This window comes from Affinirhizobium straminoryzae (assembly GCF_007004135.1).
GTDB classification, from domain to species: domain Bacteria; phylum Pseudomonadota; class Alphaproteobacteria; order Rhizobiales; family Rhizobiaceae; genus Neorhizobium; species Neorhizobium straminoryzae.
Map to the genome: position 1 here is coordinate 1 of NZ_VJMG01000094.1, position 22,574 is coordinate 22,574.

General features: G+C 63.7%; 16 protein-coding genes. 8 read left to right on the top strand and 8 right to left on the bottom strand.

The genetic code is table 11. From position 1 onward, the window contains the following. Positions 1-50: 50 nt before the first annotated feature. From FNA46_RS24405 to FNA46_RS24415, 3 genes are read left to right on the top strand one after another with little or no spacing between them, the layout of a single operon-like run. A complete protein-coding gene (locus FNA46_RS24405; RefSeq protein ID WP_246103358.1) occupies positions 51-1,211 on the top strand; it encodes an ABC transporter permease in 1,161 nt (386 codons plus the stop codon). Continuing rightward, positions 1,208-2,359: an ABC transporter permease gene (locus FNA46_RS24410; protein ID WP_143127841.1), complete on the top strand. Its 1,152-nt coding sequence runs from the start codon at positions 1,208-1,210 to the stop codon at positions 2,357-2,359. Before FNA46_RS24405 ends, FNA46_RS24410 begins: the two co-directional genes overlap by 4 nt. Positions 2,360-2,395: 36 nt before the next feature. Next, complete coding sequence (locus FNA46_RS24415) at positions 2,396-3,883, top strand: mechanosensitive ion channel domain-containing protein (RefSeq protein WP_185969988.1); 1,488 nt, start codon at positions 2,396-2,398, stop codon at positions 3,881-3,883. 372 nt (positions 3,884-4,255) lie between these two features. Here FNA46_RS24415 and FNA46_RS24425 read toward each other — a convergent pair whose 3' ends face one another. Then, positions 4,256-8,158, bottom strand: coding sequence for a two-partner secretion domain-containing protein (locus FNA46_RS24425; protein ID WP_143127843.1), 3,903 nt, complete (start codon positions 8,156-8,158; stop codon positions 4,256-4,258). Between the two features lie 66 nt (positions 8,159-8,224). Next, positions 8,225-9,961, bottom strand: coding sequence for a ShlB/FhaC/HecB family hemolysin secretion/activation protein (locus tag FNA46_RS24430; RefSeq protein WP_143127844.1), 1,737 nt, complete (start codon positions 9,959-9,961; stop codon positions 8,225-8,227). 341 nt (positions 9,962-10,302) lie between these two features. On the opposite strand from FNA46_RS24430, the gene FNA46_RS24435 reads away from it, so the two are divergent. Further along, positions 10,303-11,247, top strand: coding sequence for a MarR family transcriptional regulator (locus tag FNA46_RS24435; RefSeq protein WP_143127845.1), 945 nt, complete (start codon positions 10,303-10,305; stop codon positions 11,245-11,247). Positions 11,248-11,322: 75 nt separating this feature from the next. On the opposite strand, the gene FNA46_RS24440 is transcribed toward FNA46_RS24435, so the two are convergent. The 6 genes from FNA46_RS24440 to FNA46_RS24465 all read right to left on the bottom strand — a co-directional run bounded on the left by FNA46_RS24440 (position 11,323) and on the right by FNA46_RS24465 (position 17,515). Beyond that, positions 11,323-12,642, bottom strand: a complete 1,320-nt coding sequence (locus tag FNA46_RS24440; RefSeq protein WP_143127846.1) for an ABC1 kinase family protein — start codon at positions 12,640-12,642, stop codon at positions 11,323-11,325. Continuing rightward, complete coding sequence (locus tag FNA46_RS24445; RefSeq protein ID WP_143127847.1) at positions 12,639-12,986, bottom strand: thiol-disulfide oxidoreductase DCC family protein; 348 nt, start codon at positions 12,984-12,986, stop codon at positions 12,639-12,641. The genes FNA46_RS24440 and FNA46_RS24445 overlap by 4 nt, the downstream gene beginning before the upstream one ends. A 1-nt stretch (position 12,987) precedes the next feature. Continuing rightward, the gene (locus tag FNA46_RS24450; RefSeq protein ID WP_143127848.1) at positions 12,988-14,172 is read right to left on the bottom strand and encodes an FAD-binding domain-containing protein; all 1,185 of its coding nucleotides are present in this window, start codon (positions 14,170-14,172) and stop codon (positions 12,988-12,990) included. A gap of 614 nt (positions 14,173-14,786) precedes the next feature. Then, positions 14,787-15,581, bottom strand: coding sequence for an SDR family oxidoreductase (locus tag FNA46_RS24455; protein WP_143127849.1), 795 nt, complete (start codon positions 15,579-15,581; stop codon positions 14,787-14,789). After that, positions 15,575-16,723: a galactonate dehydratase gene (gene dgoD, locus FNA46_RS24460; RefSeq protein WP_143127850.1), complete on the bottom strand. Its 1,149-nt coding sequence runs from the start codon at positions 16,721-16,723 to the stop codon at positions 15,575-15,577. The genes FNA46_RS24455 and dgoD overlap by 7 nt, the downstream gene beginning before the upstream one ends. A gap of 39 nt (positions 16,724-16,762) precedes the next feature. Further along, on the bottom strand, positions 16,763-17,515 hold the full coding sequence (locus FNA46_RS24465) for a FadR/GntR family transcriptional regulator (protein ID WP_143127856.1): 753 nt from the start codon (positions 17,513-17,515) through the stop codon (positions 16,763-16,765). Between the two features lie 204 nt (positions 17,516-17,719). On the opposite strand from FNA46_RS24465, the gene FNA46_RS24470 reads away from it, so the two are divergent. The 4 genes from FNA46_RS24470 to FNA46_RS24485 all read left to right on the top strand — a co-directional run bounded on the left by FNA46_RS24470 (position 17,720) and on the right by FNA46_RS24485 (position 22,144). Beyond that, entirely contained in the window at positions 17,720-18,703 is a 984-nt protein-coding gene (locus FNA46_RS24470) for an arabinose ABC transporter substrate-binding protein (RefSeq protein WP_143127851.1), read from the top strand. A 71-nt stretch (positions 18,704-18,774) separates the two neighbouring features. Then, complete coding sequence (araG, locus tag FNA46_RS24475; protein WP_143127852.1) at positions 18,775-20,280, top strand: L-arabinose ABC transporter ATP-binding protein AraG; 1,506 nt, start codon at positions 18,775-18,777, stop codon at positions 20,278-20,280. A 34-nt stretch (positions 20,281-20,314) separates the two neighbouring features. Then, entirely contained in the window at positions 20,315-21,268 is a 954-nt protein-coding gene (gene araH / locus FNA46_RS24480) for an L-arabinose ABC transporter permease AraH (RefSeq protein WP_143127853.1), read from the top strand. 9 nt (positions 21,269-21,277) lie between these two features. After that, positions 21,278-22,144 (top strand): aldose 1-epimerase, encoded by an 867-nt coding sequence (locus FNA46_RS24485; protein ID WP_143127854.1) that lies wholly within the window; start codon positions 21,278-21,280, stop codon positions 22,142-22,144. The last annotated feature ends 430 nt before the right edge of the window (positions 22,145-22,574 follow it).

Genomic DNA, 22,574 nt, shown 5'->3' on the forward strand with positions numbered 1-22,574 from the left:
ACGAAGACGATGAGGAAACCGGGCCTCAGACTGGTTTCCTCATCGTCTTCGTGCGGGAACTTGGGCAGTTCCGCAAGCATCCCCTGCTGCTCGCCCTGACGGTGGTGCTGCCGCTCTTCCTGATGGGTATCCTGTCTGCCGTGTTCAGCCAGGGGCTGGCGACACGGCTTCCGATTGCGGTTCTCAATCTGGATGGCGGCGATCTCTCCCGCATGATCATCCGCACCGTCGATGCGACGCCGGATACGGCGGTCACGATCACGGTGAGCGATCTTGCCGAGGGGCGCCGGCTCATCCTGTCCGGCCGGGTGCATGGCCTGCTGATGATCCCTGACAATCTCGAGCGCGACGTGTTTGCCGGTCGGCGTCCCGAAGTGGTGTTCTTCTACAATACCCAGACCATGACGCCAGGCCTGCTTACCCTGCGCGGCGTCAATGCCGCCCTTGCCGGCGTGGAAGGCGGCATCCGACTCTCTCTGCGCACGGAACGCGGCCAGCCTGTCGATATTGCACAGGCCTCGCTGTCTCCCATACCCGTCCAGATCAACCCGCTGTTCAATCCGACGCTCAACTACAGCCATTTCCTGCTGGCGGCGCTGATGCCGGCGGTGCTGCAGATCATTATTGCGACATCGACGGCCTATGCCGTGGGGCGCGACGTGGAAACCCGCCATCGGCTGCGCGTGCTGCGCCGGCTGGGCGGCGGGCTGTGGCCGGCGATGTTCGGCAAGCTGTTGCCCTATACGCTGGTGTTTCTGTTCGTCCTCGGGATTGCGGATCTCGTTCTTTTCCTGTGGTTCAGGATGCCGCTGAGAGGCGACCGGTTGCTGCTGCTGTCGGCCGGCACGCTGTTTATTCTGGCAAACCAGCTGTTCGGCGCGCTTCTGGCCGTCGTGCTGCGTTCCACAGCCACGGCGATCAGCATGGCCTCGCTGGTCACGGCGCCGGCCTTCGGCTTCATGGGCATCGGCTTTCCCCGGTTCGGCATGACGCCCTTTGCCTTCTACTGGGGTGAGGTGCTGCCGGGCACCTGGTATCTGACGGCCCGCATCGATCAGACGCTGCGCGGCGCGCCGGCGGATCTTTCGCTGCAACCGCTGGCGGTGCTCTTGTTCATGGTCATCCTTCTTGCCACCGTAACGGCTGTCTGCCTGGAGAACCAGGGCGCCCGGCGTCAAAGGGCGGGCCGCGCGCTGGAGGCTGCATCGTGAGCCCCGTGCTGTTCATCTGCCGGATGGAATTGCGGCGGATCCTGACGCTGCGACCGGTCTTTTCGGTGATGATCCTCGCCGTCGTGGTCTACGCCGCCTTCTATCCGCAGCCCTATCGCAGCGAATCCCTTCGCAACGTGCCGATCGCGCTTGTCGATCTGGATGGCAGCGATATGAGCCGCACCTTCGCCCGCAGGCTTGATGCATCCGCCGATGTGGCGATCGTGGCGGCATTGCCCGATGTCGTGTCCGCGCAGCGTGAGGTCTTTGCGCGCCATCTCCATGGCATCCTCGTCATTCCGAAATTCTTCGAGCGCGATCTTCTGCATGGTCGCCCCGCACCGCTGGCGCTTTATGCCGATGCCAGCTACTTCCTGCTCTACAGCCGGATTTCAGGAGCGGTGACGGCGCTTGCCAAGACGATGGGCGCGGAGATCGAGGCGAAGCGTCTCGTCGCCGCCCATGTCGATCCGGATCTGGCGGTCGCGGCAACGGACCCGATGCCGCTGACGGCGATCCCGCTCTTCAATCCGCAGAGCGGCTATGCGACCTATATTCTGCCGGCCGCCTTCCTGCTGGTGCTGCAGCAGACCCTTCTGATCGGCGTCGGCCTGCTCGGAACTCATCCGAACGCATGGGAACAGGCGGCACGGGACCGCAAGATCGGCCCGCTTGACCGCGTCATCGGTTGCCTGCTCGCCTATCTGGTGATCGAGGCGTTCGCCTTCGCCTTCTACCTGATTGTGCTGCCTTATCTCTATGGCATTCCGCGGCTTGGTTCCATCGGGCCGATGGCGGCTGTGGCCGTCCCCTTCATTCTGGCCGTCTGTGGTCTTGGTATGCTGATCGCCCGGCTGCTGCGCAATCCGGTGCTCGTACAGCTGGTGACTGCGGCCCTCGGCCTGCCCTTCATCTTCATGGCGGGTTTTACCTGGCCCGCCGAGGCCATGCCGGAGATACTGAAGAAGGCGGCCTTGGCCATCCCCAGCACGAGCGCCATCAACGCGCTGGTCAATCTCGGGCAATTGGGAGCAAGCCTTCAGGATGTCGGGGCGCATGTGCTGATGCTGGCAAGCCTCGCCGTTTTCTATTGCGGGCTGGCGGTTCTTCTCGAAGCCAGGGGCTGCGGTCGGCAAGATGGGCGTTGAAACGCGCCGGCTTCATTGATGAAGGAAAGGCTGAGCGTGTCCGCAATCATTCTTGCACAGGACGTCATGGTCCCACTCTTGGGGATTGGCTTGCTGTTCATCGTCATGACCTGGTTCCTGTTTGAACACAGCAAGGTGCTGCGCCTGCTCAGCCAGGTCCTCCTGTTCATTCTTCTGAGTGTTTTCCTCTACATTCATGACAGCACTCCGTTTGCACGCGCGATACCCGAAACGATGAACGTCATGGGTATCGCGCTATTGACCGCGAAGGCGGCGTGGTGGTTCGCGGGTTCCGCCTGCCTTGTCGGTCTGGTTCGGATTTTCCTGATTTTCGAGCGCAAGCCGCGCGAAGCAAGACTTCTGCAGGATCTGGTCGTTGCCGTCATCTATGTCGGCGCGGTTCTGGCTGCGATGACCTATGTTCTCAACGTGCCCGTCGGCACGCTTGTTGCCACCTCCGGGGTGTTCGCCATTATCCTCGGCCTTGCTCTTCAGAGCACCTTGAGTGACGTCTTTTCCGGAATAGCACTCAACCTTGGACGTCCCTATACCGTCGGCGACTCGATCCTCGTCGATGATGGTGCCGAAGGACGTGTCGTGGAAACGAACTGGCGCGCCACACACCTGATCAACGGGGCGAATGATCTTGTCATCATTCCCAACAGCAGCCTTGCGAAGGCCAGGCTGATCAATCGCAGCAGTCCCGATGTCAGTCACGGTGTCTCGCTCAGGCTGAGGTTCGCGATCCTGACAACACCGGCGGCGGTTGTCGAAGTCATGGAAACCGCTTTGAAAGGCGCCAACTCCATTCTCGAGGTGCCGTCTCCATCGGTGAAAATTTGCGGCGTGGACGCACAGGGGATCGAACTCGAATTGAGTTTTCGGATTGCAAGTCTGGCCGACAACGTGAGGGCCAATAACGAGGTCTTCGATCTCGCCTTTCGCCACGCAAAAGCCCAGGGCCTCCCCTTGGCGGATGCAACAACGGCTTCGGCTTCTGCCCTTGTCGGGTCAAGCGGCATGCCTGCTGCACGCGACCCCCGGACCGCCTGGCGCTTGTTAAACGCCATCCCTTTTCTTGCCTCCCTGACGGAGGATGAGAAAGAAGCCTTGAGTGTCGCGATGACACGCCGCACGTTTCGTAAGGGTGATGTCATCGCGCGTCAGGGCGAGGTGATGAAAAGCATTCTGATCCTGCGCTCCGGGATCGCCTCAATCGACTGCAACGGCATCGAACTGATGCGGCTTTCCCCGGGCGACTGGCTCGGCGAAGGTGGCTTGCTGACCGGAACCGAAGAAGCGGGAAACATCACCGCCCTAACCACCTTGGTCGCCTATGAAATTGATCACGATACGATTGGCGCCCTGCTCCAGGATCGGCCGTCGATTGCAGACGAGGTGAGCGCGATCCTTTCCCGCAGACTTCTCGATGAGAAAAGACGGCTTGCGCCGAGGGATACAATAAAGCCGACCATGTCGCTGGCGGCCAGGATACGGCAAATTTTTGAGATTGGCGATCTGTGATGCGAGCAGCACGATGCTGTTTTAACCCCCCGGGCTTTGCCGGAGACCTGAACTCGTGAGACGTAGGGTCGGAAGCGTTGGCAATCCCTTTGACAACGCTCTCGCCGACGATACATGCCGTGGTGCAACGTCGAAGCCGTGGAATTCGCCAGGCTCGAACGGGCGGCGGGTTCAACAACCGCCACCTTCTGGAGCGTATCGGAAACACTCCGCCAGCCGAGGCTGAAGACCGATGCCATGCCGGACGAACCAGCCATGGCCGCATGCCCCAGACCAAGCGGCCTGAGGCAGGTCCCGCGGTTCATCGGCCACGTTTGCCGGCAGCCTGCTTCAGATCGTCAGAGGTCGGCCCGCCGCGTTTGCCAAGGCATTTCACCGCAGTTTGTTGAGCGGTGGCTGCTTCAATTGCATCCCGACGACGCCCGCGATGCCTTGGATGATTGACTGAACAAATGATACCGATGCACTTTGTTGGAGAGATGAATCTGCTCCCGGCCGTTGCTGGATTGGTTGGCTCCTGCCTTGCTGACTCTCTGCCAAAGCCTGGGCGCGCATCTGTGCTGCCACCTGAAGCATGACCTCTCCCAAAACGTCGTCCGGCGTTTTGGTGCCGCTCTGCTGGCTGGAAGAGGCTGCCTGGCTCTGCTGGTTATTGGCCATCTGCTGGATGAAGTCGGTGACGATCTGGTCTGCTGACGGTTGCCCCAAGCCTGTCGACTGCGCTGATAACTCCTGTTCCAGCGTGCTGGTCGAGGGCGTGTTCACCCGTGGCGGTGGTGCCGGTGGCCCGCTGGGCGGCGTTGTCGGGGGCAGTGTCACTGTTCTGACCGTCAGAGTGCCGCCGATGAATTGCAGGCTGTAATTGGCCGACGCGGTCAGAGAGCCGCGCGTGATGGCATATGTTCCGGCACCTGAGCCGGTCGATGCCGAGGTCGCAAGGGCGCCGCTGAGGCTGTCGCCGTTGACCAGCCCCATGCCGCCGACGGAATAGCTCAGTGGCGGATTTGTCGCGCCGACATCGCGGGTCTGGTTGTTGGCCGCAATGACGATAGTGCGAGGCGTTACGGTGGCGCCGAGTGAAACGAAACGGGTTGAACCGCCGCCCCGGAACTGACCCTGCATGCCGGTGAGGTCGATATCGTAGCTGCCGACGCCGGTGGTCCTGCCGACACCCTGATACGTGCCGGAAAGGGTGTTCCAGACGCCGCTGCCATAGAGGCTGGCGGTGGGGGTGTCGCCGTAGACGGCCGTCTCGCGGACGCCAACCACACCCGAGACACCGAACAGTTCCGGCGCATAACCGGCCGATGCCGGCGCCCAGACGGTGCCGTCGAAGCCAGTAAAACTGTTGTTGTCCTGCATCGCCTGGCGGCTGAGGCCGACGCCGCCGGCACTTGTGGAGAGACTCGAGCCGAGGATATCCCAGTAGGACGAGGTCACGCGCCCGCCATTGCTGGCGCCGACCAGGCCGCCTTGCTCGGAATTCCCCTGAACTTCGCCCGCCGAATAGGTCTCGGCAAGGCTGCCGGAATGGAGGCCGACGAGGCCGCCGACCTGTTGGCTGCCTGTCGCGCTGCCCGTCGCATAGGACTGGGTGACGGTTGCCACATTCCATCCGACAAGTCCGCCAACCTTCGTGCCACCGGCGACCGACCCGCGAGCGTAGGACTGGCTGATGTTTCCTCCATAGATCACGCCGTCCCGCTCGCCATCGTAATTCTTGCCCACCAGGCCGCCGACAGCGTCGACGGTACCCCTGACGTCGCCGGTCGCGAAGGACTGCGTAATCTGTCCTCCCACGTTGATGCCTGCCAGCCCGCCGACCAGAAAATCGCCGCGTACCGTGCCTGTCGCCCACGAGGTGCTGACGGCGCCGAGGGAATTGCCGCCGACCAGTCCGCCGACAACCTCCTGACCGGAGACCGGACCGGTCGCATAGGAACGGCTGATCGTGCCGCCTGCATTGTAGCCGACGAGGCCACCCACATATGTTCCGCTGCGCACCGAAGCTGTGGAATAGGAATTGTCGATGGTGCCACCGAGATAGCCGACCAGCCCGCCCGTATTGAAGGCGCGAAGGATGTCGATGCCATCGGATGTGACACTGCCCGTGGAGTAGGCGTTTTCGATCCGGCCGTAATGCGCGCCGACCAGTGCGCCAATGTCGTTGCTGGAATTGCCTTCCACCTCCACATCGACCAGGCCGATATTGCGGATCAGTGCAGAATTCGCCGTCAGGCCGAACAGACCCGTCGAGCCATAACCCATCAGTGGCTGGCGACCGATATAGAGGTCTGTGATCACATGGCCAAGACCGTCGAAGGTGCCGGAAAAGCCCATCGTGCGGTTGCCGCCGATCGAGAGAAACCCGCTGCTCCAGTCATGTGTCACGCCGGCATCGATATCCCGGCCGAGGGCGTAATTCGCGGTCTTGTTGTTTCGGACGTTCTGCAGGTCGTAGATGGTGTTGACCAGCGCGTATGCGGTCACCGCCGTGCGGGTTCCCCCGATCCCGGAAAAGTCCGGGAGGTTGAGGTAGCTGTCGGTATTGACGCTGCCGGCATCCTTGCCCGCCGGATTGTAATAGATCGAGACGCCGCCATCTGCGGTGATCCGACGATCGCCGGCGACCGTGACTGTGCCTGTTCCCGTGCCGGCATTGTCCGCCCGCAGCACGACGGAGGCACCTCCGCCGCCACTCAGGTTGGCGTTCAGCGCAATGTTGCGATAGGCCGACAGTGTCAGTCTGGTGCCCTGGTTCCACATGAGGTCGGAAGCGACCAGAATATCGCCGGCCTGGTTGCCGGCAGATCCTTCGCTGCCTGTCGATATCGTCACATTGGCATTGGCAAGGGCGTTCTGCAGCGTTGCAACGTTGATGATGCTGTCATTGCCGGTCGGTGTCACGCCGGAGGCATTGGTCGATGCTGCGCTGGAGATCGTCACATTGTACGGATCAAGCAGCAGATTGCCGAAAACGCCGCTTTCGGCGGAGAGATCGACGGCTCCGATGAAGTCGAGCCCGGCCTTGCCCGACACTTCCGCCTCGCCGCCCGCGCCTGAGCCTTTGCCGCGCGCACTGAGGGTGCCGGCATAGTTCGTGGCGAGGTCGGACCAGATGACGATCTGGCCGCCGGTGCCGGATCCGGTTGCGTCCGCGCGGATGACACTTGCGGCATCGACGGATGTCGTCGCTGCCGTTTGCAACCCCGCCGCGCCCTTGCGATTGCCGCCGACGCGGACAGCGCCGCCACCTTCTCTGCCGGACGCGTCGAGTGTCGCCCCGCTCAGCGCGACATCGCGGCCGGAGACGGTGATGCTGCCACCCTTGCCTGTACCCGAGGAGACATCGACCTTGCCGCGGATCGAAACCTTGCCACCTTCGCCGCCGCCGATGCTGATGGCGCCATTGCGCCCGCCGATCGATTTCGCTTCCGTCACGCCGGCAATGTTGACCGCTTGTCTTGCCGCCTCGCGGGCCGTTGCCGCCGAGATGACGATGCGTCCGCCATCGGCGGATAGCCGGCCGTTATGCACGATCAGCGGGTCCTCGCCGGCTGTCGGGTCGGGCACGGCAACCTGCAGGAAGCCGTCGCCCGATACATCGAGTGTCGCCTGCTGGCCCGCACCGAGGCCGACCCGGCCGAGAGGGACCGAAACCAGACCGTCATTGCGGACCCTCCGACCGAGAAGCGCGGCATACCCGCCGGATCCGACGGCTATTTCGCCTTCATTCACCACCGAACCGGCTCTATCCGTGCCGGAAAAGGTGCGCCGGCCCGCCATGAAGTCGTCGTCACCGATGTCGAGCGACGAGGCAACGAAACCGCCACCCGCCTTGATCTTTCCGCTCGGCGTGATGGCAATGCCGTTTGGATTGACGAGATAGATCTGGCCGTTGCCGGAAAGACGTCCGGCGATGGTCGAGGCGGTGCTGCCGTTGACGCGATTGAGGATGGCAGAGGATGTATCGGGCTGCACGAAGGTCACTCCGTGGCCGGCACCGATGGAAAAGCTGTTCCAGTTGACGATCGCGTTATGCGACGACTGGTTCACTGTCATCTCGTTACCACCGGTTCTGATGGTGGCGCTGCCGGCTACGACGGTCGGCGCCACCGGCAGCGAATCGGCTCTGGCGGCCGCACCGGGCATGAACAGGCCGCCCGAGAGACCGACTGCGCCGGCAAGGGCCGTCTGGCACAGCATCTGTCGGCGCAGAGTGCGGCGTTGTGCTAAAGGCGGGGTGGGCATCGTCAGTCGCGTGACCGGTTTCATGATCTTCCTCCTGTGGGGCGAGCCGTTTGAGGGCCCCGTAATGGTTTCGGGAAGTCCGTGTCCCGGCTAGAACCTGAACACCGTATTGAGAAGCAGCCGGTTGCTTTGATCTTCGCCGTCCGCCCAGCCGTGCGCATATTCCAGGGTCAGCAGGCTGTTGCCCGCGAGCGGCGTCTCGGCAAGATTGAGCTTTATGCCAAGGCCGAGCGAGGCGCCGCGGGTGACCTTGCGCTCCAGTGCCGTCGGCGCGGCCAGTTCCACGATCCCGGCCGCGGCAAAGACATAGGGTGCCCAGACACCATCCATCAGCCGATCCGGCGATCGTGAGACCAGCGGCATCGGAAGGGCGAGGTCGAGGCGCGCCATCACACCGCTATCGCCCTGCAGGCTGCTTGAGTCGAACGAGGACAGGGCACCGCTTCCCCCAAGACCGATCTGTTCCGACGAGGGAAGCGCCTGGCCGAACGAGGCCTGACCGCGCACCACCGCGGTAAAGTCCAGCCGCTTCAGAAGGGCCTGCCGGTAACGCAGGCTGGCGTCCAGCTTCTGAAAATCGGGCTCCGCGCCGGCACGCGTCAGAGGCAGGTCCGTGGTGGCGCTGCGGGCCCCGAGCGCATCCAGGCCAAAGGAAGCCGTGACGCGCCCATCGATGCTGGCGCTCGCGGCGGTCAGCGAATCGAAGCTTTGGCCCAGGCGCACAACCCGGAGCGAATCCCTGGTGAACGGACTCCCGGTGCCGCCAAAGTCGAGCGTCTGTCTTTCGTCGATGACGTCGAGACTGAGTTCTGTGGCGGTATTGAACGCGCGGGAGCGGATCCACTGGTAGGACAGACGCGTTGACAGACGCCGATAGTGGTCGTCGATCTCCAGAAGATCGTCATTGTCCGGCCTGTTGCGCGAGTCGGTCGCCTCGACATTCAGCGCCATGCCATCGAAGCCAAGCGGCAGGAGAATGCCGGCAACCATCTGTCTGTTGCGCGGATGCTCTGCAAAAAGATGGCCGTCGGTCAGGCCGGGATAGCCGCTGAACCGAAAGTAGCTGATCTCGCCGAGGCCGGCGAGATTGTTCAGATCCGCACCGATGCCGACCGTATAGTCGCCGAGTGCATCGGATTGTCCGTTACCGGCCGACAGGGTCACCGCCACAGGATCATAGCGGCCCTCCAGCACCAGAATGGCAGCCCCGGTCTTGTCCCCGGCCTTGATGGTCGAGCGTAGCGCGAGCCCTGGCGTATCGCCGGCGAGAAGCAACTGCCGTTCGATCTGCGCGCGCGTGATGCCCGTTCGTCCGACGAGCGGCGCGGCATAGGCATCGACACGCGGCCGGACGCTGGCCGGCACCCCTGTCGTGTCGACCCTCTGGATGAAACCGTCGGTGACCAGCAGCCGCAGCGGGGCATGATCAACGATGGTCTGGGGCGGCAGGGAGACGCGCACCAGAACATAGCCGGCCTCCGCATAGGCCCGTTCCAGATCGCGCGCCGCGGCAAACAGATCGGCCCCCGAAACCCGGTGTCCCCTGAGGCGGGCCTCGATCTCGCGCGTGGCGGCCGCCATGGCCGGCAATCCACCCTCGACCTCAAGGCCGGCAGGCGTGACGAAAAGCTGTTCGGCGCCCGGCGGCGTTTCCAGCCCGTTGCTTGCCAGCAGTTCGAGCCCACCTCCCGGGCGCTGCAGGTTCGGCGCATAGGTCGGCGCGACGAGTTGACCGGCCGTCTGGCCAAGCGCTGCCAGCGGGGCAACGGCGATGGCGAACGAGGTGGCAAGCAGCAGGCGCAGATGCGGACGTGAAATTGCGGTCATCAGGCTCTCGACGATGATGGCGGACGGAACCGGCTCCGAACGACGGCAGCCATCCGCCGGAAGGGGCGGCGCGGATGGATCCGCAGTGATGAGCCGTCCCCCTGTGGACCTCTGGCATGCCTGCAACTTCTAGAAGGGGGCACAGGGCATGGAAAAGTCTAAACTCTGCCGCTATTCAGTCTGGCTATGAATAGAGAGGCGAGGGCGGTTGCCTTGCCTGCCCAGTCTGTCTTTTGTGACGAATGCTTTGCCAAGATATATCGTTCGCCGAATAATGTCGGTTGTGCGGTGCAGCGGCGCGGTTATCGCCATCGGCGAAGGGATTGGGGAGGGTGACAATCATGCAGTCGAGGCGAGACAGCATTCCGGGTGATACGGTGCTGTACCACACCGTTTCTGCCTATCGAGACCGGGATGTGTGGCTGCGGGCCGCCGCGTTTCTGGCGCTGCCGGACTTTCCGGAGGCTCTGCTCGATTATTGCCGGCTGATGTGCGCGCCGCCGGACCTCCACTGGCCGGCGACCAAGATTTTCGGCCAGAAGATCCGGTATATCACCTGCTACTGTCTGATCGGGAACTATGCCCGGTCACTCGACGATCCGGCCTTCGTTCCAAGCCTTAGCGCACTGCAGGCGGTCGTTCCCGCAAGCCCTCGCCAGGTGGCCGACCAGATCCGGGGCCTCAGGGCCGGCGGTTATGTACAGACCCGGCGTGACGGGCAGGACGCCCGTGCCCTGCATCTGGTCCCAAGCCCGTCGCTCGTGCGGGAGATTGCTCGTTCGCCGCTATCGGCGCTCCAGGTCGCAGAGGCGATCACGCCTGGAGCCGACAGGCTGCATTTGCGCCTCCTCGAGGATCCCGACGTGCTATGCCGCCTGCTTGGCCTGTCGACCCGGCAGTTTCATGCGCAGGACATCCTGTTTCGTCCGTTTCCGACCATCGTCAGCTTCAGCGGTCGCGATGCCGGCTACCTGATCCTGACAGCCGTGGTGGGTGCTGCCCTGGCCCGCGGCCGTGGCGATGAACGCTGGGACGTGTCGCTCAGCTATCACGCCATGGCGCGTCGCTTTCAGGTCTCGCGCCAGCATATAGGCAACCTCTATGCCGAAGGAGAGGCCGCCGGCCTGTTCCGGGTCGTCAATGGCAGGCTCGAAGATATGTCCCCGGAGCTGCTTCTGGAGTTTCGCACATTCGTGGCGGGACAGATGGCCCATTATCGCGCGATGGCGGAGCTTCTGCCTGTGCCTGTGCCTGGCGGGGCGGCTTCGTCGCCGAGCAGCCCATAGAACGAGGCTGGCTTCGGGCCATGAGCGGCGGGTCAAAGACCGCCAACCCGATCGCCTTTCCGGATGTCCAATGCCCTATGCGTGGCGGGACAGCATTTCGACAACCGGTAACCGAACGCGCAATTTCAGGGCGAGAAGCGCCATGCCGGTTATCTTTCGCTGCAAAAACATCTTGTCCGGAGACGGCAACGTCCAGAGAGACCGGTCCGCGAAGAGCGATTGCGACCTCTCACGCACGGCAACGAGCGGTCCGCGGTCGCTGAAATCGACCAGGCCTTCCGGCGCCTGAAGCACGTATTCCAGCACTGTCGACATCATTTCGTCGAGCATGCGGCCATGGCGTGCGACTTGCGCCGACGAGAGATAGCCCATGTCGAGGAAAGCCGCGCGTACCGTTTCGTTCCTGCCGCTCAGGATCGCCTGCAACAGCCTGCGATAGGATTCGGCACTATCGGGCATGACAGGCCGCACGGCGCCGAAATCAAGAAGCGCGATGCGCCCATCCTCGGGTCGCCAGAGGTAGTTCCCGAAGTTCGGGTCGGTCTGCATTACGCCCAACGTGAAGAGTTCGGAGAGGGCGAGATCGGCAAGCGCCCGCATGGCGGTCTCGCGCGTTGCCTCCGGCACCGCCGCGAGCCGCTCGATTGGAACGCCTTCGACAAAGTCCATCGGAAGCACCGTGGGACGCAGGAGTTCTTCCACAGGCGCTGGAACCACGAAGCGGGCATCTCCGGCAAGCAGCGCGCGAAACCGGCGCATCTGTTCGGCCTCGCGCAGATAATCTGCCTCCTCGTGCAACTGGCGCCTAGCTTCGGCCAGATGCTGCGCGAGGTCGAGCCCGGCGGGAACGAGACCGGAGAGCCGCAGAAATGTCGCGACATTGTCGATATCGGAATCGATGCTGCGGGCGACGCCGGGATATTGAACCTTCACAGCCAAGGAACGACCTGAGATGAGCACGGCCCGATGAACCTGTCCGATCGATGCGGCAGCCATTGGCGTTACGTCAAAGCGGCTGAAATGGCGCCGCCAATCCGGACCCCAGGCGCTTGCGAGACTCGCGGAAAGCTGGCCGGGCGACATGAAATGCGCCGATGACCGCAACTGGGAGAAGATCGCCTGCAGTTCCGGTGGCAAAAACTCGCCTGGATCGAGCGACACCATCTGGCCGAGCTTCATCGCCGCGCCGCGCATGCGCGACAGCTGGTCTGCAGCCTTGCGTGCATTCGACGGCGTCAGAAGAAGATCGCGCAGATGCGGTCGCTCACCCTTCGCCAGACGGCTCAGCCCTTCCGACACCACGCCCGAGGCGACGCCGCCGGCGATCTGGCCGAGTGCCGCAAGCCGGTTCAGTCGACCCTGTGGCACGGGTCGGTAGCGATCCCTGTCGCTCATGAGACCAACCTCTGCAGACGGGGACGCAGGCGCAGAAAGCCGAGATAGGCCGCCTCGAACACGGGCCTCGCCCACGGCAGATCCGCGAGGATGCCTAGTGGCCGCAGCATCGGGATCGCCCGCCACATGGCGGCGAAGGCACGCGCGCCTGAGAAGAGGCGTCCATTTTCGGACGCATGGAAGCGGGCGAGAAGCGCTGCTCTATCGATGGGACAGGCCGTCGTCGCGTCGGACACATCGATGAAACAGATCGCGCCGCGACGGTCCAGCCTGCGCATCAGGACGATCTCGCGGCGGCAGAGCGGACAGGCTCCATCGAAAAACACGGTCACGGACGGCGTCAAGTCAGTCTCTCCCGCAACGAACCAGCGCCGGGATCTTCTCCCTGAGCGCGAAAAACCCTTTCCGGCAATGGGGCCATGTGCGCCGGTCCCAATCGTGCATGTATTCCGTGAAGAGCACACCGCGTGTGGGCCCCTCGACCTGTAACGGCATCAGGACATCCGCCACGGGTCCCACAGGAAGAAACGCGGTTGTGACCTGGCTACATCCCGCCGCATGGGCCTTGGCCAGCAGGTGGGCCGGCTCGACGATTCCAAGACAGTCTGCTTCCGGCCAGGCTTTGCAGGCGCGCTCCATGCCGTCGGCCATGGCCATTCGATCCCATGTGTTGCAGCCGTCGATGCAGGCGATGGCGCGGACCGGCAGTCCGCACATCTCCTGCGACGTCTCCGGTGAAAGATCTTCCGAGGTCAACAGAAGAAGCGTCGGCGCAGACGGGTTGGGGCGAGCAAAAGGACGGACGGCGGCAGGTTGGGGCGTCTGCAGGCTATCTGTGGGAATGATGGCCGTGTGCGCCAGTCCCGTCGGCGAAAAGCGGCCGTTTGTCATGGACCGGATACGGCCGGCATCAGCAAGATAGACCTTGCCGACCGTATGAAGACCCGCCACCCAGCGCCACGACAGCGTGTTGGATGCAGGATCTGCATCGATCAGCCTGTCGAACAGAAAGGCGGCGCCGAGTTCCCACGGGAGCCCAAGGGTAAAAATCCAGATCGAAGCGAACTGCATCCGCGCCCAGTTGTGAAGATAGCCTGTGACGTTCAGTTCCTCGACCCAGGCGTCGAAACAATCGATGCCCGTGCACGCGTCAATCGCTGCCTCATGCCGCAGTCGGAGATCGGCAGACGCATCGAGGCGATCTTTCTCCCGCTCCAACGCCGCGCGATAGTCCGGCCACAGTGTCGGGCGCTGTTCTAGCCAACCCTTCCAGTAGCTGCGCCAGAACACCTCGCTGACAAACTTCTCGGCCGATGCGAGATCATGGTGCGCGAGGACAGTCTCGATGATCTCCGCTTCCGTGATGAGCCGCCGACGCACAGCCGGCGAAAGCCGGGATACGTGCACATGGCGACCCTTCCCTTGATCCTTGTTGCGCAGGCGCGCGTAAGCTCTCCCTGCCGTGGGAAGGAACGATTGCAGACGTTGAAAGGCATCGGCCCGGCTGAGAGGAAAACCGGCTTCTGTCATTCTCAGGACCCTCCCTCATGACGTTCGCTTCAAGTCACATATCGGGCTGCCGCCGATGACTTCATACCGTTTCTTCTACGACAAAGGCGACGAGATGGACCAAGCGCGTGTCCGCGATTTGAAAAGCGGACCGAATTCGATGGGTGGCTCATGGAGCGTCCAGCAGGAGTGCGTCAGCGATGTTGCGTCCGGACCACGTGAAAACAAAGAGGTGGAACACGTCAGGTGATCCGGTTTTCCCCCGAAATGCTCCATATTGCCGTCCGCAACACGGGGACCTCGGAATGGTGGCGAAGCGATATGAACGGAGCGATGGACACTGGGACAAGATCGCTTCCCTGCCTACTCGAAAAGCTGGCGATCCCGGTCGGACCGTGACTGATAACAGCGTTCTCATCCAAGGTTACATCTGAGCCCTGGGCTCGGGCGTGCATCGGCGTGACCTGCCGGAGCATTGCGGCAATTGGCCGTTATCCCGAACACCATTGGTCAGGCACTTGCAAAACCTGCCCGCAGGCCGCACGCAGTGACGTGCGGGCCGTCACGGCCGCGAGAGGGGCGAGGGCGCGGGCTGTCACGGCCGGTGACTTTTCCAGATACGCGCCCCATCCTCTCTACTGATGCTGGATCGCGCTCAGCCCGCCGTCCACCGTCAGGCAGGCGGCGTTCATGAAGCGGCATTCGTCGGAGATCATGAAGACGGCGGCAAGCGCGATTTCGGCGATCGTCGCGATGCGGCCCTGCGGATGCAGCCTCATCGTTTGCGCGCGCGCCGCCTCCTTATCCGGAAAGCTGTTCCAGTAGTCGACCACCTTCTGCGTCTCGACATAGCCGGGTGCCAGCGCGTTCACCCGGATGCCGCGATCGGCATATTCGATGCCGAGCGACCGTGTCAGGCCAAGCAGGGCATGCTTGGCCAGAGGATAGGGAAAGGTGTGCGGAATGATCGTGAAGGCATGCGTGGAGGCGATGTTGAGGATCGCCCCGCCACCCTGGTCGATCAGGCCGGGCAGCACGGCCCGGCAGCAGTTCCAGGCGCCCTTCAGATTGATGTCGAAGCAGCGGTCCCACTCCTCGTCGCGGATTAAGAGCGGTTCGGCGAACACGTTGACGCCGGCATTGTTGATGAGGGCGTTCGGCTGACCGATCGCGTCTGCGCCCCGCGCGATGGCCGCCGCGATGCCCGGCGCATCGGCAATGTCGGCTGCGGCGTGAAACACCCGCCCAGCCGAGTGGTCGAGGTCCTCGGCGGCGCGGGCAAGGCGCGGGCCGTCGCTGTCGAGCAGGATCAGGCTTGCCTCCTCGGCAAGGCAGGCGCGTGCAATGCCAAGCCCGATCCCCTGGGCGGCCCCGGTGATGACGATCCGCTTGCCGGCGAGCCGGCCCGGTTTTTCCGCCGCCGTCACCATTCCGCAAAACTCCCGTCCTGGTGTCGCCAGATCGGGTTGCGCCAGCGGTGTCCTTCCTTGGCGCGTTCGATCACGTAGTCTTCGTTCACCTCGATCCCGAGGCCCGGCCCCTGCGGGATCGCCACCATGCCATCGGCATAGGCGAAGACCTCCGGGTTGGAGATGTAGTCGAGGATGTCGTTGCTGGCATTGTAATGAATGCCGAGGCTCTGCTCCTGGATGAAGGCATTGTGGCTGACGGCATCCACCTGCAGGCAGGCTGCAAGCGCAATCGGGCCGAGCGGGCAATGCGGCGCCAGCGCCACGTCATAGGCTTCCGCCATCGCCGCGATCTTGCGGCATTCGGTGATGCCGCCGGCATGCGACAGGTCCGGCTGGATGATGTCGACGAAGCCGTCGGCCAGCACCTGCTTGAAGTCCCAGCGCGAATAGAGCCGCTCGCCGAGCGCGATCGGGGTCGAGCAGTGATTGACGATGTCGCGCAGCGCCTCGCGGTTTTCCGAGAGCACCGGCTCCTCGATGAACATCAGCTTGTAGGGATCGAGTTCCTTGGCCAGGACCTTGGCCATCGGCTTCTGCACCCGCCCGTGAAAATCGACGCCGATGCCGATATGCGGGCCGATCGCGTCGCGAATGGTCGCGATGGTCTCGACCGCTTTGTCGATCTTTTCCCAGCTGTCGACGATCTGTAGCTCCTCGCAGCCGTTGAGCTTGATCGCCTTGAAGCCGCGGGCCACCACATCGCGCGCATTGCGCGCCACATCGCTCGGCCGGTCGCCGCCGATCCAGGAATAGACCTTGATCCGGTCGCGCAGCTGGCCGCCGAGCAGCGAATGGATCGGCTGGCCGAGCGCCTTGCCCTTGATGTCCCAGAGCGCCTGGTCGATGCCGGCAAGCGCGCTCATGTGCACGGCGCCGCCGCGATAGAATCCGCCGCGATAGAGCACCGTCCAGTGATCCTCGATCAGGAACGGGTCCTTGCCGATCAGGTAGTCCTCCATCTCATGCACGGCCGCCTGCACCGTCAGGGCGCGACCCTCCACCACCGGCTCGCCCCATCCGACGATGCCTTCGTCGGTCTCGATCTTCAGGAACAGCCACCGGGGCGGCACGATATAGGTGGTCAGCTTGGTGATCTTCATGAGCATATCCGTCAGGTGAGAGAAGAGCCGTGCGGCGGCTCACGTCTGTTTGAGGGCGACGGCGAGGTCGCGCGCGGCAAGGTCCAGCATGCGGGTGGAACAGTCGCGGGCGGCTGCGCCATTGCGCATCCTCAGCGCCTCCACCAGTTCGCGGTGGATATCGAGCGCCTCGTCATGGCGTTCGACGGCCTTGTTGGAGGTGGAGAGCGAATATTTGAGCGCGGCGTGGATGATGCCGGACAGCTGGCGGAACACCTGGTTGTGGCTGGCGCGCAGCAGGATGGTGTGGAAGGCGACGTCCGCCTCGGTGAAGCGCTCGTTATTGCCTTCGAGTTCGCGCATGGCGACCCAGGCCTTTTCGAGATCGGCAACGTCCTGCGTCGTGGCGCGCGTCGCCGCCAGTTCGGCCGCCACCGGCTCGATGGTGCGGCGGGCCTCCAGAATGCAGCCGACCAGATCGAAATCGTAGATCCGCGGGCCGATCCAGTCGAGCACCTGCGCGTCGAGGATGTTCCAGTCCTCCTTGTCGCAGACGACGGTGCCGACGCGCGAGCGGCTCTTCACCATGCCCTTGGAGTCGAGAATCTTCAGCGATTCGCGGATCACCGTCCGGCTGACGCCGTAGAGATCGCAGAGATCGTTTTCGCGCGGCAGCAGGGTGCCGGGCGAATAGCGGTCGTCGCAGATGTCGAGCGCCAGCGCCGCGGTGACATTCTTGCTGACGCGGGGCCGCCGCCCCCGGTCGCGCCCCTCATCGCCATCCCGACCGACCGCTCTCTCTTCCACCAGCATCTCCCTGCCCATCGCACTGTTCCACCCCGCCGGCATAGTACGATCCAGGGCCGAACGCCATTGCTTCACGGCCTGCCCTGATGAATCTCATCCCGCATCAGACACTGATAACTCATTCATCATACCAAGACAATTGACTGGTACGATGAAAAAGCCTAACACTGCCCCCGCTGCGGGAGAGCAGCCTTTTTGGGGAGGAAGACAATGCGCTTGTTCAAGGCCGCCATTCTGGCGGGTGCCGTTGCCGTGATCGCCGCCAGCTCGGCCTTTGCGGCCGATGTGAAGATCGGCTTCGTCGTCAAGCAGCCGGAGGAACCCTGGTTCCAGGACGAATGGAAGTTTGCGGAAGTGGCCGCCAAGGAGAAGGGCTTCCAGCTCGTGAAGATCGGCGCGGAAGACGGCGAAAAGGTCCAGTCGGCCATCGACAATCTCGGTGCGCAGGGCGCGCAGGGTTTCATCATCTGCACGCCGGACGTGAAGCTCGGGCCCGGCATCGTGGCCAAGTCGGCCGCCAACAATCTCAAGGTCATGACGGTTGACGACCGGCTGGTCGGCGCCGATGGCAAGCCGCTCGAGGCCGTTCCGCACATGGGCATCTCCGCGACCAAGATCGGCGAGGCGGTCGGCCAGGCGATCGTCGACGAGGTCAAGAAGCGGGGCTGGGACCCGAAGACGGTCGGCGCGATCCGCGTCTCCTACGACCAGCTTCCGACCGCGGTCGACCGCGTCGAAGGGGCGATTTCCGTCCTGAAGGCGAACGGTTTCCCGGCTGCCAACATCTTCGATGCGCCGCAGGCCAAGACCGATACCGAGGCCGCGCTCAACGCGGCGACGACCGTTCTCAACAAGCATGCCGAGATCAAGAACTGGGTCGCCTTCGGGCTGAATGACGAGGCGGCGTTGGGGGCAGTCCGCGCCACCGAAAGCGTCGGCATCGCACCGGAAAACGTCGTGGCCGTCGGCATCGGCGGGGCGGAATCGGCGATCAACGAGTTCAAGAAGCCGAAGGCGACCGGCTTTGTCGGCACGGTGATCATCTCGCCCAAGCGCCACGGCTATGAAACGGCGATCAACATGTATGACTGGGTGGCGAACGGCAAGCAGCCGGAAAAGCTGATCCTGACCGCCGGCCAGCTGGCGCTGCGCAGCAATTACGCCGAAGTGCGCAAGCAGCTCGGCATCGAATAGGCCCGCCGCCTGCGGATGGACGGACAGGGTCCGGCGGTGCGCCGCCGGGCCGGGTGAGGGGAAGGGGAGCCGTGTCAGACTTTCTTCAATTTCGCGCCCTGTCGAAGGGCTATCCCGGCGTGCAGGCGCTTGCCGATGTGAGCTTCGGCGTTGCGCGCGGCGCCGTGCATGGCTTGATGGGCGAAAATGGCGCGGGCAAATCGACGCTGATCCGTCTCCTGTCGGGCGACCAGCGGGCGGATGCCGGCGACATCCTGATCGACGGAAGCGTGCAGACCTATGCCTCCGTGCGCGATGCCTTCGAGGCCGGCGTGATCGTCATCCATCAGGAGCTGCAGCTCGTTCCGGAGCTGACGGTTGCGGAAAACCTCTGGCTCGGCCGCTTTCCGGCACGCGCCGGCGTGCTCGACCGCAAGCGGCTGCTGTCCGAAGTCGGGGCGAGACTGCGCGACGTCGGCATCGACGTCAATCCTTCGGCGAAAGTCGCCTCTCTCTCCATCGGCGAGCGCCAGATGGTCGAGATCGCCAAGGCGGTGATGCTCGATGCACGGGTGATCGCGCTGGACGAACCGACCTCGTCGCTGTCGTCGAAGGAAAGCGAGATCCTCTTTTCGCTGATTGCGCGGCTGAAGGCGCGCGGCACCGTCATTCTCTACGTCTCGCATCGCCTCGACGAGGTCTTTCGCCTCTGTGACAGCCTGACCGTGCTGAGAGACGGCAAGCTCGCCGCCCATCACCCGGATCTCTCCCGCATAACCCGAGACCAGGTGATTTCGGAGATGGTCGGCCGCGAGATCACGAATATCTGGGGTTACCGCGCCCGCCTGCACGGCGAGGTGCGTCTGAAGGTGGAGAACCTCTCCGGCGACCGTCTTCCCCGCCCGATCGATTTCGAGGTGCGGGCCGGCGAGATCCTCGGCTTCTTCGGGCTGATCGGCGCGGGCCGCAGCGAGATGACGCGCCTGCTGTTTGGGGCCGACAGCCGCCGGACGGGGCGCGTTGTCATCGACGGGCGGGCGGTTGCGCCGGACAGTCCGCCTGCCTCGATCCGCGCCGGCCTTGTCCTGTGTCCCGAGGACCGCAAGCATGACGGCATCATCCAGAGCCGTTCCGTCGAGGAAAACATCGCCATTTCCGCCCGCCGCCTGTTTTCGCCCTTCGGCCTCGTGCAGCCGCGCAAGGAAGCCGAACTTGCCGACCGCTTCATCGGCCAGCTGAGGATCCGCACGCCCTCGCGGCAGCAGGACATCGTGCATCTCTCCGGCGGCAACCAGCAGAAGGTCATTCTGGGGCGCTGGCTGGCGGAAGCAGGCGTCCGTGTGCTGGTGATCGACGAACCGACGCGCGGTATCGATGTCGGCGCGAAGTCGGAGATCTACGCGCTCCTTTACGATCTTGCCGCCGCCGGCATGGCGATCGTTGTGATTTCCAGCGAGCTTCCCGAGGTGATGGGCATCACCGACCGCATCCAGGTGATGTGCGGCGGCCAGATCACCCGGCAGTTCGAACGGGCGGCGTATGACGAACGCGAGATCCTGTCCGCCGCCTTTCCCGATACCCGCCAGAGCCTGCCCTGACCCCGATCGAGACCCGTTGACAGAGAACCGACACATGCAATCACTCAAGAAAATCCTTCTCGGCGAACAGGGGCTCGTCGTCATCTTCGCGCTTGCCTTCGTGCTCGTGTCGATCACGGTTCCGAACTTCCTGACCGAGCGCAACATGCTCGGCCTGCTGCAATCGGTGGTGACGATCGGCATCGTGTCCTGCACGATGATGTTTTGCCTCGCCTCGCGCGATTTCGACCTCTCCGTCGGCTCGACCGTCGCCTTTTCCGGCATGGTCGCCGTGATGGCCTCCAACAGCACCGGCTCGATCCTGCTCGGGCTCTTGGCCGCCATCACCTGCGGCGCCATCGTCGGCGTGATCAATGGCGTGGTGATCGCACGGTTTCGCATCAATGCGCTGATCACAACGCTTGCGACCATGCAGATCGTCCGCGGCTTTGCCCTGATTTCCTCCGATGGCCGCGCGGTCGGCATCAACGATCCCGCCTTTTACGATCTGGCCCTGACGCGCATTCTCGGCGTGCCGGCTCCGGTCTGGGTGATGGGCCTGTTCTTCGTCCTGTTCGGCTTCGTGCTCAACCGCACGGTGTTCGGCAAGAACACGCTGGCGATCGGCGGCAATCCCGAGGCCGCGCGCCTTGCCGGCGTCAATGTCGTGACCATGCGCATCTGGATCTTTGCCCTGCAGGGGCTCGTCTGCGGCGTGGCGGGGATCCTGCTTGCCTCGCGCATCACCTCCGGCCAGCCGAATGCCGCCACCGGACTGGAGCTTTCGGTGATCTCCGCCTGCGTGCTGGGCGGCGTCTCGCTTGCCGGGGGGCGGGCGGCGATGACCGGCGTGATCGTCGGCGTGCTGATCATGGGCATTGCCGAGAATGTCATGAACCTGCTTAATATCCAGGCTTTCTACCAGTATGTCGTGCGCGGCATGATCCTGCTGCTGGCCGTCCTCCTCGACAATCTTCGGGTTTCGGCCGCGACGATGAGCCGGCGGTAAAGGCGGGCCATGGCCGACCGGATCGAGCTGAGGAATGGCGACTGCCGCGCGACAATCGCGCCGGCTGGTGGCGCCATCCTGAGCGCGACGGTGTCTGGCATGCCGCTGATGGTTGCGACGCAGACGCCGGGCCTTGCGACACGGCTGCATGGGGGCGAGGCCTGCTTTCCGCTGGTGCCCTTCGGCGGGCGCATCGAGCACAACGGCTTTTCCGTCGACGGCGCGTACTATCGGCTTGCCCGCAATACTGAGGATCCGCTGGTGCTGCACGGCGAGGGCTGGCTGCGGCCATGGTCCGTGTCGGAGGTTGGCCGTGACACCGTGCTGCTTTGCCTCGACGTTGCGGCCGACGACCGCTCACCCTATGCCTACCGGGCCGAACAGCGGATCACGCTTTTGCCGCACGGGCTGATGCTGACGCTGTCGGTTGTCCACCAGGGGGCGCGACGGCTTCCTTACGGGCTCGGTTTCCACCCTCATCTGCCGGTCGGACCGGGCTCGACGGTGGAATTCCAGGCGGGGGGCGTGTGGACGGAGCGGGAGATGCACCTGCCCGGCATTCGATGCACGCCGGCCGGTGAGATCGATTTCGGCACGCCGCGCGCCGCCCCCGAGGGCTGGATCAACAACTGCTACGAGGGTTGGACGGGGCGCGCCGTCATCGGCCAGGCCTCGGGTGCCGCCCTCATCCTCGAAGCCTCCCTGCCGCTCCGCTATCTGATGCTCTACAAACCCGCCGGTACCTCCGGTTTTCTGTGCGTCGAGCCAATGAGCCACCGGCCGAATGCGCATGGTGACCCCCACGCCGGCGGGCTTGCCGTTCTGGCGCCCGGCGATAGCCTTTCCGCATCGATGCGCCTCGAACGTTGCGGCTGAGGCGGCGACATGGCGCCGCGGGCGCCTGCCGGTCCTCACTTATTCTGAATCTTGCTGGAGACAGGAGAGGATAAAGCTCAAGATTACCGCCGGCGCCTTCTTTTCCGCCGCGGTGCTGGAAACCGAAAAGGTGCGGCAGATCCGCAAGGTCTTTGCCGAACGCCTGCCCGAAGAATGCCAGATCGTGCATGTCCGCTGGTCCGGCGGCGCAGTCTAGATCCTGCTCTGCGATTACAATTTCGCGGCCGGTGACGAAAACCATACCAGCCACTCCTCGACGGGCGCAGGCTTCTCTATCCGGACGGCATCAGCGAAACGGAAATTCTGCTGGCTGGCCGGTTCAAACCCTCTGGCCAGTCAGCTCCAGTGATGACAAATATTCCATAATATATATTATCAGTAATCTCTTGTGTAGCCGCAAAGTTAGAAT

Coding starts and splice junctions, on each gene's coding strand:
- FNA46_RS24450 (WP_143127848.1), bottom strand. CDS start 14,172: ATGACAGAAGCCGGTTTTCCTCTCAGCCGGGCCGATGCCTTTCAACGT.
- FNA46_RS24465 (WP_143127856.1), bottom strand. CDS start 17,515: ATGCTGGTGGAAGAGAGAGCGGTCGGTCGGGATGGCGATGAGGGGCGC.
- FNA46_RS24440 (WP_143127846.1), bottom strand. CDS start 12,642: ATGAGCGACAGGGATCGCTACCGACCCGTGCCACAGGGTCGACTGAAC.
- FNA46_RS24435 (WP_143127845.1), top strand. CDS start 10,303: ATGCAGTCGAGGCGAGACAGCATTCCGGGTGATACGGTGCTGTACCAC.
- araH (WP_143127853.1), top strand. CDS start 20,315: ATGCAATCACTCAAGAAAATCCTTCTCGGCGAACAGGGGCTCGTCGTC.
- FNA46_RS24425 (WP_143127843.1), bottom strand. CDS start 8,158: ATGAAACCGGTCACGCGACTGACGATGCCCACCCCGCCTTTAGCACAA.
- FNA46_RS24455 (WP_143127849.1), bottom strand. CDS start 15,581: ATGGTGACGGCGGCGGAAAAACCGGGCCGGCTCGCCGGCAAGCGGATC.
- FNA46_RS24470 (WP_143127851.1), top strand. CDS start 17,720: ATGCGCTTGTTCAAGGCCGCCATTCTGGCGGGTGCCGTTGCCGTGATC.
- FNA46_RS24430 (WP_143127844.1), bottom strand. CDS start 9,961: ATGACCGCAATTTCACGTCCGCATCTGCGCCTGCTGCTTGCCACCTCG.
- FNA46_RS24485 (WP_143127854.1), top strand. CDS start 21,278: ATGGCCGACCGGATCGAGCTGAGGAATGGCGACTGCCGCGCGACAATC.
- dgoD (WP_143127850.1), bottom strand. CDS start 16,723: ATGAAGATCACCAAGCTGACCACCTATATCGTGCCGCCCCGGTGGCTG.